Source organism: Kribbella sp. NBC_00889, from assembly GCF_045207705.1.
In the GTDB taxonomy this organism is placed as follows: domain Bacteria; phylum Actinomycetota; class Actinomycetes; order Propionibacteriales; family Kribbellaceae; genus Kribbella.
Genome location: NZ_CP108783.1, coordinates 2,881,797 through 2,897,140, shown reverse-complemented (window position 1 = coordinate 2,897,140; position 15,344 = coordinate 2,881,797). Strand labels below are relative to the sequence as shown.

The following is a 15,344-nucleotide window of genomic DNA, read 5'->3' as shown; positions in this document are numbered from 1 at the left end:
GCGGTCCGCAAGGGCGACTTGGCCTACAGCCACACGTCGAATTCCTAGATAGCCTGCCATTGTGCCGGGCACAGTGCAGTCCATCGAGCGGGCTGCCGCTGTGCTGCGACTGCTCGCGGCCGCACCGGACGGGCTCGGCGTCGCCGACCTCGGCAACGCGCTCGGCCTGGCGAAGCCGACCGTCCACGGGATACTCCGGACACTGCAGCAGGTCGGGTTCGTGGAGCAGGACCACACCGGAGCGCACTACCACCTGAGCGACATCTTCGGTCGGCTCGGCGAGAGCTACCTGGACCCGAACGAGTTGCGCAGCCGTGCGATCAACTGGGCCGACTCGCTCGCCTCCCGCAGCGGTGAGGTCGTCCGGGTCGGCAGACTCGTCGACGGCAAGGTCGAGGTCGTCCACCACGTCTTCCGCCCCGACGACAGCGACCAGGACCTCGACGTCGGTACGACGCTCCCGCCCCACGCCACCGCCCTCGGGAAGGCCGTGCTGGCGTTCGACACCAGCGGAGCCGCCCGACCGCGCCGGCTGGAGGCGTACACGACCCGGACGATCACTGATCCGAACCGCCTGGCCGAGGAGCTCGCCACCGTTCGTGCCCGGGGGTGGGCCAGTGAGTTCGAGGAACACACCGTCGAACTCGCCAGCATCGCGGCCCCGATCCGCGGGCTGGGCGGTCTGGTCGTCGGTGCGGTCGGTCTCGCCGGCCGGCTCGAACGCATCTGTGACAGCAAGCTCCGCCACCGCCCCGACCTGATCAGTATGGTCCGGGCCACCGCCGAAGCCATCGCGCGTGACCTCCGGGAGGACACTTGACGAGAAGGCGGCCGGTTCGACCTGAGCGATCCGGCCGGCGAGAGATCGGGGGGTGGCTCGATGGCTGAGCAATACGTGGCCGCGGTGGACCAGGGAACCAACTCGACGCGGTGCATCCTGTTCGACCGCCGCGGGCGGTTGGTGTCGGTCGCACAGCGCGAGCACCGGCAACTGTTTCCGAGACCGGGCTGGGTGGAGCACGACGCGGCCGAGATCTGGCGGAACGTGACCCGGGTGGTCCCGACCGCGGTCCGGCAGATCGGCGCCGAGCCGTCGCAGATCGTTGCCATCGGCATCGCCAATCAACGCGAGACGAGCCTGCTGTGGGACCGCTCGACCGGCTGGCCGATCGGCAATGCGGTGGTCTGGCAGGACACCAGGACCTCTCGGCTGGTGAGCGACCTGGCCGGCACCGAGGGCCCGGACCGGTTCGCCGACCTGTGTGGTCTGCCGCTGACGACGTACTTCTCGGCGCCGCGGCTGAAGTGGATGCTCGACCACACCCCGGGCCTGCGGCAGCGCGCCGAGCGGGGCGAGGTGTACTTCGGCACGATGGAGTCCTGGCTGATCTGGAACTTCACCGGCGGCGCGAACGGCGGGCTGCACGTCACCGACGTGACGAACGCGAGCCGCACGATGCTGATGAACATCGAGACCCTCGAGTGGGACGACAAGTTGCTCGAGGCGTTCGACGTACCGCGGGCTGTGCTGCCGGACATCCGCCCGTCGTCGGGGGTGTTCGCGACGGCGACCGACGTACTGCCTGGGGTGCGGATCGGGGCGGCGCTCGGGGATCAGCAGGCCGCGTTGTTCGGGCAGACCTGCTTCAGCCCCGGTGAGGCGAAGTGCACGTATGGCACGGGGTCGTTCCTGCTGCTGCACACCGGCCACGAGATCGTCCGGTCCACGCACGGGATGCTGACTACGGTCGCGTACCAGATCGGCGACGAGAAGGCGTCGTACGCACTCGAAGGGTCGATGGCGGTCACCGGTTCGCTCGTGCAGTGGTTCCGCGATGGGCTCGGGCTGATCCACACCGCCGCAGAGATCGAGACGCTGGCCCGGACGGTCGAGGACAACGGCGGCGCGTACATCGTGCCGGCGTTCTCCGGACTCTTCGCGCCGCACTGGCGGAGCGAGGCGCGCGGGGTGATCGCGGGCCTCACCGGCTACATCACCAAGGGGCACCTGGCCCGCGCGGTGCTGGAGGCGACCGGTTTCCAGACCCTCGAGGTGGTCGACGCGATGAACGCCGACTCCGGCATCGCGCTGACCGCGTTGAAGGTCGACGGCGGCATGACCGCGAACAACCTGCTGATGCAGTTCCTCGCCGACCTGCTCGACGTCCCCGTGGTCCGCCCGATGGTGACCGAGACCGTCTCCCTCGGCGCCGCGTACGCCGCTGGGCTGGCCGTCGGCTACTGGCCCGATCTGGAAGGACTACGGAGCAACTGGCACCGCGCCGGTCAGTGGCTGCCGCATATGGATCCGGACCGCCGCGCCACCGAGTACGCCAACTGGAAGGCCGCAGTCCAACGCACCTTCGGCTGGATCCGCCCCGAACAGGTCGCCGAGTAACCCGCCTCAGGCCGGGGACACGATGTCCGGGGCCTCCAGGCGGACCTTGTCGGCGGACTCGTCGTCGGGCTGGTCCTGGGAGGCGCGTTCAGACTGGACGCGGCGGATGTAGAACGAGACCTCACGCTCGATCGTCGCCTCGTCCCAGCCGAGGATCGGGGCCACCAGCCGGGCGGCCGCCTCGGCTGCCCCGACCCCACGGTCCCAGGCCTCGATCGAGATCCGGGTCCGGCGGGCCAGGATGTCGTCCAGGTGCCGTGCCCCTTCGGCCTTCGCGCCGTACACGATCTCGGCCTTCAGGTAGTCCTGCGTGCCGGGCAGCTGCTCACCCAGCGACGGGTCGTCCTCGACGAGTTGCAGTACCTCGTCGACCAGGGCGCCGTACCGATTGAGCAGGTGCTCGATCCGGGCCACGTGCAGGCCGGAGCGTTGCGCGATCAGGTGCCGCTGGTTCCACAGCGCGTGGTAGCCGTCGGCACCGACCAGCGGCGTGGTCTTGGTGACCGACTTCGGCACCCGGCCGTCCAGCGCCGCGGCGGCCGCGTCGATCGCGTCCTTGGCCATCACCCGGTACGTCGTGTACTTGCCGCCGGCAACCACCACGAGACCCGGCGCCGCGTGCGCCACGACGTGTTCACGGGACAGCTTCGAGGTGCTTTCGGACTCACCCGCGAGCAGCGGCCGGAGTCCGGCGTACACGCCCTCGACGTCCTCCCGGGTCAGCGGCGTGGTGAGTACGGCGTTCACGTGGTCGAGCAGGTACTCGATGTCCTTGCTGGTCGCGGCCGGGTGGGCCTTGTCCAGGTTCCAGTCGGTGTCGGTGGTGCCGATCAGCCAGTGCCGGCCCCACGGGATGATGAACAGCACGGACTTCTCGGTCCGCAGGATCATCCCGGTGCTGGACTGGATCCGGTCCTTCGGAACCACCAGGTGGATCCCCTTCGAGGCCCGGACGTGGTACTGGCCGCGCTCCCCCACCATCGCCTGGGTGTCGTCGGTCCAGACACCGGTCGCGTTCACGACCTGCTTCGCCCGGACCTCGAACTCGCGGCCGCTCTCCAGGTCCTTCGCCTGCACCCCCGTGACCCGCTCACCCTGGCGCAGGAACCCGGTGACCTTGACCCGGTTCGCGACATGAGCGCCGTACGACGCCGCCGTCCGGGCCAGCTCCATCGTGTGGCGGGCATCGTCGACCTGGGCGTCGTAGTACTGCAATGCGCCGACCAGGGCCGACTTCTTCAGGCTCGGCACCAGCCGCATCGCGCCACGCCGGGTCAGGTGCCGGTGGAGCGGGAGCCCGGCGCCGTGCCCGGAGCTGACGGCCATGCCGTCGTACAGGGCGACACCGGCTCCGGCGTAGAACCGCTCCCACCAGCGGTGCTGGAGCGGGTAGAGGAACGGCACCGGCTTCACCAGGTGCGGTGCCAGGCGTTGCAGGAGCAGGCCGCGCTCCTGCAACGCCTCGTGCACCAATCGGAAGTCGAGCATCTCCAGGTAGCGCAGGCCACCGTGCATCAACTTGCTGGACCGGCTGGAGGTGCCGCTCGCGTAGTCGCGCGCCTCCAGCAGTCCGGTGGTCAGGCCCCGGGTGGCGGCATCGAGCGCCGACCCCGTGCCGACCACCCCGCCACCGATCACCAGGACGTCCAGTTCCCGTCCGTCGGCCATCGCGTCGATCGCGTCGGCCCTCGCTTGCGGTGACAGAGCCACTACGCCCACTGTGCTGTTCCTTCCGATTCCGTTGCGTTGCCTACCGAGCGGGCAGGGTCAGTCGACGTCGACCCAGTCCAGCGTCCGCTGGACCGCCTTCTGCCAGCCGGCGTACCCCTTGGTCCGCTGCTCGTCCGTCCACTGCGGCTCCCACCGCTTGTCCTCGTTCCAGTTCTGGACCAGCTCGTCGGTGTTCTTCCAGAAGCCGACCGCCAGGCCGGCCGCGTACGCCGCACCGAGCGCGGTGGTCTCCGCGACGACCGGCTTGCTCACCGGGACGCCGAGGATGTCGGCCTGCATCTGCATGGCCAGCTCGTTCGCCGTCACGCCGCCGTCGACCTTGAGCACGTCGAGCTTCACGCCCGAGTCCTTCTCCATCGCGTCGGCGACGTCCTTGCTCTGGTAGCAGATCGCTTCCAGTGTTGCTCGGGCCAGGTGCGCGTTGGTGTTGAACCGGGACAGACCGACGATGGCGCCGCGGGCGTCGGACCGCCAGTACGGCGCGAACAGTCCGGAGAACGCCGGCACGAAGTACACGCCGCCGTTGTCCTCGACCTGCCGGGCCAGCGTCTCGGTCTCACTCGCACCGGAGATGATGCCGAGCTGGTCGCGCAGCCACTGGACCGCCGACCCGGTCACCGCGATCGATCCCTCGAGCGCGTAGATCGGCGCCGCGTCGCCGAACTTGTAGCACATCGTGCTGAGCAGACCGGCCTTCGACCGGACCAGCTCGGTGCCGGTGTTCAACAACATGAAGTTGCCGGTGCCGTAGGTGTTCTTGGCCTCGCCCGGGTTGAAGCAGACCTGGCCGACGGTCGCCGCCTGCTGGTCGCCGAGGTCGCCGGTCAGTGCCACCACGCCGCCGACCGGACCGTTCGCGAGGGTCTCGCCGTACTTGTTCGGATCCGACGACGGCCGGATCTCCGGCAGCATCTGCCGCGGGATGTTGAAGAACGAGATCAGCTCGTCGTCCCAGTCGAGCGTCTCGAGGTTCATCAGCATGGTCCGGCTGGCGTTGGTGACGTCGGTGATGTGTACGCCGCCGTCCGTCCCGCCGGTCAGGTTCCACAGCAGCCAGGTGTCGGTGTTGCCGAAGACGGCGTCACCGGCCTCGGCCGCTTCGCGCACCCCGTCGACGTTCTCCAGGATCCACTGCACCTTGCCGGCCGAGAAGTACGTCGCCGGCGGGAGACCGGCCTTCTGCCGGATCACGTCGCCCTTGCCCTCGCGCTCCAGCGCGGAGGCGATCCGGTCGGTCCGGGTGTCCTGCCAGACGATCGCGTTGTAGTAGGGCCGCCCGGTCTTGCGGTTCCAGACCACCGCCGTCTCGCGCTGGTTGGTGATGCCGAGCGCGGCGAGGTCGCTTGCCTGCAACCCCTTCGCGTTCATCGCGGTCCGGACGACCGAGTTGGTCCGCTCCCAGATCTCGACCGGGTTGTGCTCCACCCAGCCGGCCTGCGGCAGGATCTGCTCGTGCTCCAGCTGGTGGATGCCCACCTCGTTGCCGGAGTGGTCGAAGATCATGAAACGGGTGCTCGTGGTGCCCTGGTCGACGGCACCGACGAAGTCAGCCATGGAAAGTCCTCTCCTCACACTGCTCAGTGGTACGGCGCGTCACGCCGTGGTCTCCTCGTCGGGCACGCGGCCCGGCTCCTCGTCCGCGTCGCTCACCGGCAGATGCCGGCCGACCAGCAGGTCGTAGAGGAACGCGCCGATGAGCGCGCCGATGATCGGTCCCACGATCGGGACCCAGAAATAGGGATCGCCGAACTGGTCCTTGAACGCTCCCCCGTACCCGGTCAGGTAGGACGCCAACCGCGGACCGAAGTCACGGGCCGGGTTGATCGCGTAGCCAGCCAGCGTGCCCCAGGCCATGCCGATGCCGACGACCAGAAGACCGATCATGAACGGGCCGAGGTTCGCCATCGGCGCGGTGTTGCGGAGGTCGACGATGGCCAGGATGACCAGCATCAGGATCGCCGTACCGATGATCTGGTCCAGGAATCCACCCCACATGCCGACACCGAGCTCCGTGCTGCCGTTGCCAGGCAGGGTCGAGAACACGCCCTGACTCTTGATGGTCAGGCCGGGGTCGAACTTCTCCAGGACCTTGTCGTAGTTCCAGCGGACCACCAGCGCCGCCGCGAACGCACCGAGGAACTGTGCGCCGATGTACGGCAGCACTTTCCGCCAGGCGAACCCGCGGAACGCCGCGAGGGCGATCGTGACCGCGGGGTTGATGTGGGCACCGCTGATCCGGGCCGACACGTACACGCCCATGGTCACGCCGATACCCCACGCCCACGAGATCGAGTCGTGATCCCCGATACCACCGGCGACCACTTGGGCCACCACACCCACGCCGAACAGGATCAGGATGAATGTCCCCGCGAACTCCGCCGAGCATTCAGCCAGAAGGGTTCTTGCCTTGACTGTTTCCGTCGTAGCCATGCCGAACCTCCCCTCCACGCCGTGACGACCACGGCTGGCTGGAATGTAGAAGCGTTAGCGGGGCGGCACAACGCCGGTCGTTCGACATTGTCGAACGCCGCAAGCCCACCACGCGGCTGCGACACTCAGTGATCGCGCGTACGCACAAACTGGTCGAGCGAGCACCCAAACGGGGCCGTCCGGCCCGCTGAGCGGTGGCCTGCCAGAATCTGGGCGACGAAAGGGGCAGGGTGGAGGACACGTTCGCGGCGCGGCTGCGGGACGCACGCCGGGCCAGGGGTCTGACCCAGGAGAGTCTGGCGGAGCTGGCAGGTCTCAGCGCGCAGGCCATCGGTCTGCTGGAACGCGGCGTCCGCCGGTTCCCGCACCCGACCACGATCGACAAGCTGGACAAGGCGCTCCAGCTCACCCCGGAGGAGCTCGCGGCGTTCAAGCGGCTGGCCTCACGCGGCGCTGCCGGCCCGACAGCCACCCAAGCCAAGCCCGCAGGTCCGGCCTGGGTCGTGGCTCGCCAGTTGCCGTCCGCGAACGCGGGGTTCGCCGGCCGCACGCAGCAGGTCGACCAGCTGACCGAGCTTCTCAGCGGAACTCCGGCACAGCCCGGCTCACCCATCGTCGCCACGATCCGCGGCATGGCAGGCGTCGGAAAGACCGCACTGGCGATCCACGCCGCCCACGCGAGCGCTGACCTGTACCCCGACGGCACCCTGCTGGTAAACCTGCGCGGCTTCGGCGCCGGCACGCCGGTCAGCCCGCTGCACGCGATCGGTCAGCTCCTGCGCGGAACCGGCGTACCGCCGGATGCCGTGCCGGGCAGTCTCGCCGAGGCCGTCGCGGCCCTTCGAAGCCGGTTGGCCGACCGCCGCGTGCTGCTGGTCCTCGACAACGCGCAGGACGTCGGTCAGGTCGCCGACCTCATCCCGGCCGCGAGCGGGTCCGCCGTACTCATCACCAGTCGCGCCACGCTGACGGCCCTGCCTGCGAGCCTGCACCTGCAGCTTGAACCGATGCCGGTGGATGAGTCACTCCGTCTGCTCGAGACCATCGCCGGAGCAGACCGGCTCGCCTCGGCCGCGGCTCGCGTCGCGGAGCTGTGTGGGCACCTCCCCCTCGCGCTCTCGGTGGCCGGCGCGTGGCTCGTCCGGCATCCGTCCGCTTCCGGCACCGAGTTGGCGCAGCGACTGGACGACGAGTCCCGCCGGCTCGACCTCCTCGGCGTCGACGACCTCGACGTCCGGGCGAGCCTCTCGCTGTCGATCGAGCAGTTGACCCGCAGCTCCGACCCACTCGACCACAGCGCCGCACAAGCCCTCACGTTGCTCAGCCTCAGCGACGCCGAAGACTTCACCCCGGAGACGGCAGCGGCCCTCATCGACACGCGGCCGGCCGACGCCGACCGCTGGCTGGAACGCCTGACTGACCTGCACCTGCTCGAGTCCCGTGCGCCCGGTCGCTACCAGTTCCACGACCTCGTCCGCGCCTTCGGCCGCGAGCTCGCCGCCCGGCTCCCCGAGGACGAGCAGGCCGCCGCGCTCGACCGTAGCCTCGCGTTCTACGTCGCCGTCGCCTGGCGGGCGACCAGCATCGGCGATCCGAACGCCGCCCGGATGGCCTGGCCCGGCCGTCCACCGGCGCCGGCCTCTCCGGCGTTCGACCGCTCGGAGCAGGCGCTGGCGTGGATCGACGACGAGCTCCGCAACTGCCTGGCCCTGATCGACCAGGTCCGCGACCTCGGTGGCCGCGACGAACTCGCGGCCGGCCTCATCGTCGGCCTCTACAACTACTTCGCGATGCGCGGCAGCATGTCCGACTGGCTGCCGGCGATCGACCGGGTCGCCGCCGGGCAGCTCGACCGCTGGACCCTGGCCCAGCTCCACGCCGACGCTGCCATCGCCCTGGCCGAGCTGGCACGGTACGACGAGTCGGCGGTGCGCTTCGGTCTCGCCCGCGACCTCTTCGAGTCGATCGGCAATCTCCGCGGGGTGTCACTCGCGACGAACAACAAGGCGCGGCTGCTGATCCGGATGCATCGCTACCGCGAGGCCTTGCCACTCGTCGAGCACGCGCTGGCCGTCAACCAGCAGCTGGACAACCAACGGGGGCTGGCGGCAACCAACCTCACGTTGACCGAGGTCTACACCGAGCTCGGCGACTGGACCGCGGCCGAGGCTGCCAGCACCGCCGCGATGCAACTGTTCGCCGCGGTCGGCGACAAGGGAGGCGCCGCCAACGGCAGGATCGACCGGGCCTGGGCGCGGGCGAAGTCGGGCCGGCCCGAGTCCGCCGTACCCGAGATCGTCCAGGCGACGGCTGAGCTCGAAGCGCTCGGCCACCGCAAGAACGTCAGCGACGCGCACTACGTCCTCGGCCTGGTCCATGCCCGGCTCGGCGACTTCGAGTCGGCGATCGAGCAGACCGAACACGCCCTCGAGATCGCCTTGGACGTGGGTGACCTCCGGCGCGAGGCGCAGACCCGGCTGGAGCTCGGCCGGGTGCTGAACGACATCGGTGAGCACGACGACGCCGTACCGAACCTGGAGTTCGCACTCGGCTTCTATCGCGAGCACGACAGCGCGCTGGCCGAGCAGACCGAGGATCTGCTCGCCGCGGCCAGGAAAGGACTCAGCGCCTGACGCCGACCGTCAGGCGCTGAGCAGTCAACTCGCGTCAGTGACCGGAGGCTCGACCTGCTTGGCGGGCTGGTTCTCCGGGAAGTGGCAGGCGGTCTGGTGACCGGGAGCCAGCTGCAGCAGCGGCGGCTCCTCCGTCTTGCAGATCTCCTGGGCCTTCCAGCACCGGGTGTGGAAGCGGCACGCGGGTGGCGGGTTGATCGGGCTCGGCACGTCACCCTGCAGGCGGATGCGCTCCTGCTTGGCCTTCCGCTTGGTGTCCGGCACCGGGACCGCCGAGAGCAACGCGACCGTGTACGGGTGCATCGGCTTCTCGTACAGGCTGACCCGGTCGGCGATCTCGACGATCTTGCCCAGGTACATCACCGCGACGCGGTCCGACACGTGCCGTACGACGGACAGGTCGTGGGCGATCATCACGTACGTCAGGTCGAACTCGTTCTGCAGGTCCTCCAGCAGGTTCACGACCTGGGCCTGGATCGACACGTCCAGCGCGGAGACCGGCTCGTCGGCGACGATCAGCTTCGGACGCAACGCCAGGGTGCGGGCGATACCGATGCGCTGCCGCTGACCGCCGGAGAACTCGTGCGGGTAGCGGTTGTAGTGCTCCGGGCTCAGACCGACCAGTTCGAGCAACTCCTGGACCGCCTTCTTCACGCCGTGCTCGGTCTTGACGTGCTGCAGCCGGTACGGCGCGCCGACGATCTTGCCGACCGTGTGCCGCGGGTTCAGCGAGCCGTACGGGTCCTGGAAGATCATCTGTACGTCGCGCCGCAGCGGCCGCATCTGGCCCTCGCGGAGGTGGCTGATGTCGCGGCCCTCGAGCACGATCCGGCCGGACGTCGGCTCCAGCAGGCGGGTCAGCAGCCGGCCGGTTGTGGTCTTACCGCAGCCGGACTCCCCCACCAGCGAGAACGTCTCGCCGCGAGTGACGCTGAAGGTCAGCCCGTCGACCGCCTGGACGGCGCCGGTCTGGCGCTGCAGCACGCCCTTGCGGATCGGGAAGTGCTTCACCAGGCTGTCGACCGACAGGAGCTCCTCGCCCATCGCCGGTTCGATCACGCCCGGGACGGCGTCGGATTCGGTGTCAGCAGTCGTCACAGTCGTCGTCCCGTTCACAGCTTCGGCTTGATGTCGGTCTCCCACGCCTGCTGGCGGTTCTTCGGGGAGAGATGGCAGGCAACCATGTGGCCGTCGCCGACGTCGAGCAGCTCGGGCCGGTCGGTCTCACTGGCGCCGCCGTTCAGGTGGGCGTAGTTGCAGCGTGGATTGAACGCGCACCCGGTCGGCACATGGATCAGGCTGGGCGGCGTGCCCTTGATCGGGATCAGCCGTTCACTGCGCTCCCGGTCGATCCGCGGCATCGAGCCGAGCAGACCCCAGGTGTACGGGTGCTGCGGCCGGTCGAAGATGTCCTCCGCGGTGCTGTACTCGACCGCGCGGCCGGCGTACATCACCTGGATGTCGTCGGCCAGCTCGGCAACCACGCCGAGGTCGTGGGTGATGATGATGACCGCGGAGTTGAACTCGCGCTGCAGGTCCCGGATCAGGTCCAGGATCTGCGCCTGGACGGTGACGTCGAGGGCCGTGGTCGGCTCGTCCGCGATCAGCAGGTCCGGGTCGCAGGACAGCGCCATCGCGATCATCGCGCGCTGCCGCATGCCACCGGAGAACTGGTGCGGATAGGCGTCCACCCGTCGGTCCGGCTGCGGGATGCCGACCCGGTCGAGCATCTCGATCGCGTGCTTGCGCGCGACCGACTTGCTCACCTCGTTGTGCACCCGGTACGCCTCGATGATCTGCTGCCCGACGGTGTAGAACGGGTGCATCGCCGACAGCGGGTCCTGGAAGATCATCGCCATCCGCTTGCCGCGCAGCAGCCGGACCTCTTCGCGGCTCGACGAGACCAGGTCCTGGCCGTCGAGGAAGATCTCGCCGCTGATCTCGGCCACACCCGGCGGGTGCAGGCCCATGATCGACAGGCTGGTCACGCTCTTGCCGGAGCCGGACTCCCCCACGATGCCGAGCGTCTTGCCCCGCTCGAGCTTGAACGAGATCCCGTCCACCGACTTCACCAGACCGTCGTCGGTCGGGAACTGCACCCTGAGATCGCGGACGTCGAGGAACGCCTCGCCGCGGGGAATCCGCTGGACGGTGTCCTGCGGCGGAGTCTGGTCCTGGGGCTCGGTCACGTCTTGGGGCTCGGTCACGAGATCCGCACTCTCGGGTCGACGACGGCGTACAGGAGATCGACGATCAGGTTCGCCAGCACGATGAAGAAGGCGGCGACCAGAGTCACGCCGAGCACCTTGGGCAGGTCGTTCGCCCGCAGCGCGATCACGGCGTACTGGCCGATCCCGGGCAGCGAGAACGTCGTCTCGGTGAGGATCGCGCCGCCCATCAGCAGACCCAGGTCGAGACCGAAGATGGTCAGGATCGGGGTCAGCGCCGAGCGCAGGCCGTGCCTCATCACCACCGTGCGTTCGGTCAGGCCCTTGGCCCGGGCGGTGCGGACGTAGTCCTCGTTCATCGTCTCGAGCATGCCGGCCCGGGTGAGGCGTGCGTACGCCGCGGCGTAGAGGAAGGCCAGCGTGACCCAGGGAAGGATCAGGTCGTAGGCCCACCAGATCGGATTGGTTTCGTCCATCGGGTTGGTGCCGCCCTGGGCGGTCCAGCCGAGGCCGTAACTGAAGATCGACAACGCCAGCAGACCGGTGAAGAAGATCGGCAGCGAGACACCGGCCAGCGCCACCGACATGAATGATCGGTCCAAGGCAGACCCGCGTCTGAGTGCCGAGATCACGCCGGTACCGACACCGGTGACCAGCCAGATGAACGCGGCACCGCCCGCCAGCGAGGCGGTCACCGGTATTCGCGCGACCAGGTCCGGCCAGACCGGTTGCGAGGTCAGGAACGAGTAGCCGAAGCACGGTGCCGGGCAGTGCTCGATCCCCGCGCCGTAGTCGTAGTCCGATCCGACCATCAGGCCCTTCACGAAGCGCCCGTACTGGACATAGAGAGGGTCGGTGAAGCCGAGTCGCACCGCCGTGTCGTGGATCTGTGCCTCACCCGCGCTCTTGCCGACGTAGCGCGAGGCCAGGTCGTCGGCGGTCGCACCGCCGAGCTTGGGTACCAGGAAGAAGATCCCGAACGTGACGGCCGTGACGATGAAGAGCAGGATCACTGCTCCGATCACCCGGCGGACCAGATATGCGAACACCGTGCTCGGCGTGGTGACCGGTGATCATCGCTGATCACCGGCCACCGTCAGCCTTCACCTACCTCTGCTGGCGAAATGATGGTTGGTCAGGGCAACCGACGACTACTTCAGACCGATCGCGGCGTAGTCGTACATGCTCTGACCGTCGTTGGAGAACACGTTGGCCAGGGTGTCCGGGCGGTACAGCAGGCCCTTGGCCCAGATTCCCGGCAGCGCCGCCGCCTGCTCCATGACCTTCTTGTCGACGTCAACCCAGATCTGGTTGCGCGCCGCCTCGTCGGTGGTGGACAGCGCCTTGTCGATCAGCTGGTCGACCTCGGGGATCTTGATCCCGAGGTTGGAGTTACCACCGGTCGGCTTGATCACCCGGCTGTCGACGATCTGGCTCAGGAAGCCGAAGCCGTCGCTCCAGTCCGCACCCCAGCTGTAGACGATCAGGCCGAGCTTGTTGTTCTTCGCGAAGTCCGGCTTGCCCGCGTACAGCTTGGTGTAGTCACCGGTCGGGTAGGGCTTGGTGCTCAGGGTGATGCCGGCCCGCTTCAGCGACTGCTGCAGCGTCTCGGCGACAGCCTTCTCCTTGGGCCGGTCGGCCCGGTAGGTGATGTTGGTGGCGAAGCCGTTCGGCTGACCGCACTGCTTCAGCTCGTCCTTCGCCTTGTCGACGTTGCCGTTCTTGTCGGTCAAGAAGCCGTAGTCGTCGAACTTCTGCGCACCGGTCACGAGCGGCGGCATCAGGTTCGTCGCGATGTCACCACCGATCGGACCACCGTACGCACGCTGGTAGCCCTCGTGGTCGGCGGCGTACAGGACCGCCTTGCGGCAGTGCAGGTTGTCCAGCGGCGGGACGTCGCTGTTCAGCACGGTGAAGTTGAGTCGCGGCGCCGGCACGTTGTCGGTGTGCGCCTTCAGCTTCGGGTCGGCCAGCACCTTCGCCTGGGTCTCGGCCTGAACACCGGTGCCGGCGATGTCGACGTCGAGGTCACCGGCGATCAGCCGGTTGTCGATGTCGGTGCCGTTCACGTTGAACGCGACCGTGATCTTGTCCGGCAGCGCCTTACGCCCGGAGTCCGGGTCGGTCGAGGCGTCGTACTGATCGTTGCGGATCAGTGCCATGCCCTTGTTCGCGTCGTAGCTCTCGAACTTGTACGGGCCGGTCGCGATCGGGTGTTCCTTGTACTTCGCGCCGGTGTCCTTGGCCTGCGGCACCGGAGCCGTCGACGGGAGCTGGGCGAAGTAGTCGAAGCCGGCGAACGGCTTCTTCAGGTGGAAGACGATGGTCTGGTCGTCCGGCGTCTCGATCGCCTTGGCCACACCGGCCAGCGACTTGTCCTTGTAGACGCTGTAGTTCGCCGGGACGTCCAGCAGGAAGTCGTTGAAGTACGTCGGGCCGCTCGGCAGCGTCGCCTTGTCCAGTGAGCGCGCGACCCCGTACTTCACGTCCTTCGAGGTGACCTCGGTGCCGTCCTCGAACTTCACGCCCTTGCGGATCTTGTAGGTCCACGTCTTGGCGTCGTCGCTCGGCACACCGGGAGCCTCGGCGAGGTCCGGGACCGGCTTGGCGCCCTCGGCGCCCGGAGCGGCCTTGAACGTCATCAGCGGCCGGACGTAGTTCCGAACCAGGTTCCAGGACAGGCCGTAGTAGGTGTCACCGGGGTCTGTGGAGTCCCACAGCTCGGTGATCGCCATCCGCAGCGTGCCGCCCTTCTTGTCGCTCGGGCTGAACACCTTGTTCACAGCCGCGTTGGCCTCCGGGGTAGCGGCGCCTTCGCTGCTGGTCCCTCCTCCGGGCGTCGCCTTGGGTCCCCCGCAAGCCACCAGGCTCAAGGCGACGGCCGCACTGACGGCGGTTGCCGTCCTGATGCGATTCCATCTCATCTCTTGTTGCACCCCTTTTTTCGTGAGAGCTGTGACATCCGTGGGCTCCCTGGTTGGAGAGAAGTCCTATCGCGACCGCGGGTCCAGCGCGTCGCGCAATCCGTCGCCGAACAGGTTGAAGGCCAGCACCGTCAGGAAGATCGCCAGGCCGGGCGGGACCATGTACATCGGGTCGACCTGGTACCAGTTCGCGGCGATCGACAGCATGTCGCCCCAGCTGGCCGTCGGCGGGCGGATGCCGACACCCAGGTACGACAGGCCGGCCTCGAAGAGCACGTTCGTCGGGATCAGCAGCGTCGCGTACACCAGGATCGGGGCGATCAGGTTCGGCAGCAGCTCGGTGAACAGGATGTACGGACGCCGGGCACCGAGGCTCCGGGCGGCGTCGACGAACTCCCGCTCCCGCAGCGACAGTGTCTGCCCGCGGATGATCCGGCCGATGTAGGGCCAACTGAAGAAGCCGATGATGAAGACGACCAGCGCCACCCGCAGCGCGTCACCCTGGATGCCGAGCAGCTTGTCCGGGAGGGCACCGACCAGCGCGAGCGCGAACAGCAACAGCGGGAAGGCGAGGAAGATGTCCATGATCCGGCTGAGCAGCGAGTCGATCCAGCCGCCGAAGTACCCCGCGACGACGCCCACCACGACGCCGATCACGACCGACACCATCGTGGCCAGGAACGCGATCAGCAATGAGATCCGGGCGCCGTAGACGATCCGGGCGAAGATGTCGCGGCCGTTCACCGGCTCGATCCCGAGCGGGTGGTCCGCGCTGATCCCACCCCACTTGCCGATCGGGGTCTGCAGTGACGGGTCGACCAGATCCTGGTGGAAGTCGTTCGGGGTGACGCCGAGGAGCTTGCACAACAGCGGGGCGAAGATCGCGACCAGGACCAGGAAGACCACGAAGGCGCCGCCGGCGAGCGCGACCTTGTCGCGCTTCAGCCGCATCCAGGAGATCTGCCACAGAGAGCGACCCTCGATCTTGCCGGCGCCCTTGAGGATGGCCTCAGGCTGCGCTGCCGATGCTCCCGGCTCGACCTCGAGTGGCGTGCTCACG

The 15,344-nt window shown here is 68.4% G+C and carries 11 protein-coding genes; 3 read left to right on the top strand and 8 right to left on the bottom strand.

Going from position 1 to position 15,344, the window contains the following annotated elements; translation table 11 throughout:
• The first annotated feature begins 61 nt into the window (after nucleotides 1-61).
• Nucleotides 62-820: an IclR family transcriptional regulator gene (locus tag OG817_RS14045; RefSeq protein WP_360446871.1), complete on the top strand. Its 759-nt coding sequence runs from the start codon at nucleotides 62-64 to the stop codon at nucleotides 818-820.
• 60 nt (nucleotides 821-880) lie between these two features.
• Nucleotides 881-2,398: a glycerol kinase GlpK gene (glpK, locus tag OG817_RS14040; RefSeq protein WP_396390702.1), complete on the top strand. Its 1,518-nt coding sequence runs from the start codon at nucleotides 881-883 to the stop codon at nucleotides 2,396-2,398.
• Nucleotides 2,399-2,404: 6 nt separating this feature from the next.
• Here the strand turns inward: glpK (OG817_RS14040) and OG817_RS14035 are convergent, their stop codons facing one another.
• Genes OG817_RS14035 through OG817_RS14025 form a run of 3 tightly spaced genes read right to left on the bottom strand, consistent with a single transcriptional unit; the run spans nucleotide 2,405 to nucleotide 6,559 of the window.
• A complete protein-coding gene (locus OG817_RS14035) occupies nucleotides 2,405-4,117 on the bottom strand; it encodes a glycerol-3-phosphate dehydrogenase/oxidase (protein ID WP_406054801.1) in 1,713 nt (570 codons plus the stop codon).
• Between the two features lie 48 nt (nucleotides 4,118-4,165).
• The gene (gene glpK / locus OG817_RS14030; RefSeq protein ID WP_406054799.1) at nucleotides 4,166-5,683 is read right to left on the bottom strand and encodes a glycerol kinase GlpK; all 1,518 of its coding nucleotides are present in this window, start codon (nucleotides 5,681-5,683) and stop codon (nucleotides 4,166-4,168) included.
• Between the two features lie 39 nt (nucleotides 5,684-5,722).
• Nucleotides 5,723-6,559 carry an MIP/aquaporin family protein gene (locus tag OG817_RS14025; RefSeq protein WP_406054797.1) on the bottom strand — a complete coding sequence of 279 codons (837 nt, stop codon included), beginning with the start codon at nucleotides 6,557-6,559 and terminating at the stop codon, nucleotides 5,723-5,725.
• Nucleotides 6,560-6,789: 230 nt separating this feature from the next.
• On the opposite strand from OG817_RS14025, the gene OG817_RS14020 reads away from it, so the two are divergent.
• Nucleotides 6,790-9,192, top strand: coding sequence for a tetratricopeptide repeat protein (locus tag OG817_RS14020; protein ID WP_406054795.1), 2,403 nt, complete (start codon nucleotides 6,790-6,792; stop codon nucleotides 9,190-9,192).
• A 24-nt stretch (nucleotides 9,193-9,216) separates the two neighbouring features.
• Here OG817_RS14020 and OG817_RS14015 read toward each other — a convergent pair whose 3' ends face one another.
• From OG817_RS14015 to OG817_RS13995, 5 genes are all read right to left on the bottom strand, one after another.
• The gene (locus tag OG817_RS14015) at nucleotides 9,217-10,236 is read right to left on the bottom strand and encodes an ABC transporter ATP-binding protein (protein ID WP_396390772.1); all 1,020 of its coding nucleotides are present in this window, start codon (nucleotides 10,234-10,236) and stop codon (nucleotides 9,217-9,219) included.
• A 68-nt stretch (nucleotides 10,237-10,304) separates the two neighbouring features.
• Nucleotides 10,305-11,333, bottom strand: a complete 1,029-nt coding sequence (locus OG817_RS14010; protein ID WP_396390773.1) for an ABC transporter ATP-binding protein — start codon at nucleotides 11,331-11,333, stop codon at nucleotides 10,305-10,307.
• A 62-nt stretch (nucleotides 11,334-11,395) separates the two neighbouring features.
• On the bottom strand, nucleotides 11,396-12,409 hold the full coding sequence (locus OG817_RS14005) for an ABC transporter permease (RefSeq protein WP_396390708.1): 1,014 nt from the start codon (nucleotides 12,407-12,409) through the stop codon (nucleotides 11,396-11,398).
• A gap of 102 nt (nucleotides 12,410-12,511) precedes the next feature.
• Nucleotides 12,512-14,284 (bottom strand): ABC transporter substrate-binding protein, encoded by a 1,773-nt coding sequence (locus OG817_RS14000; RefSeq protein ID WP_396390709.1) that lies wholly within the window; start codon nucleotides 14,282-14,284, stop codon nucleotides 12,512-12,514.
• Between the two features lie 66 nt (nucleotides 14,285-14,350).
• Complete coding sequence (locus OG817_RS13995) at nucleotides 14,351-15,343, bottom strand: ABC transporter permease (RefSeq protein ID WP_396390711.1); 993 nt, start codon at nucleotides 15,341-15,343, stop codon at nucleotides 14,351-14,353.
• Between the last annotated feature and the right edge of the window lies 1 nt (nucleotide 15,344).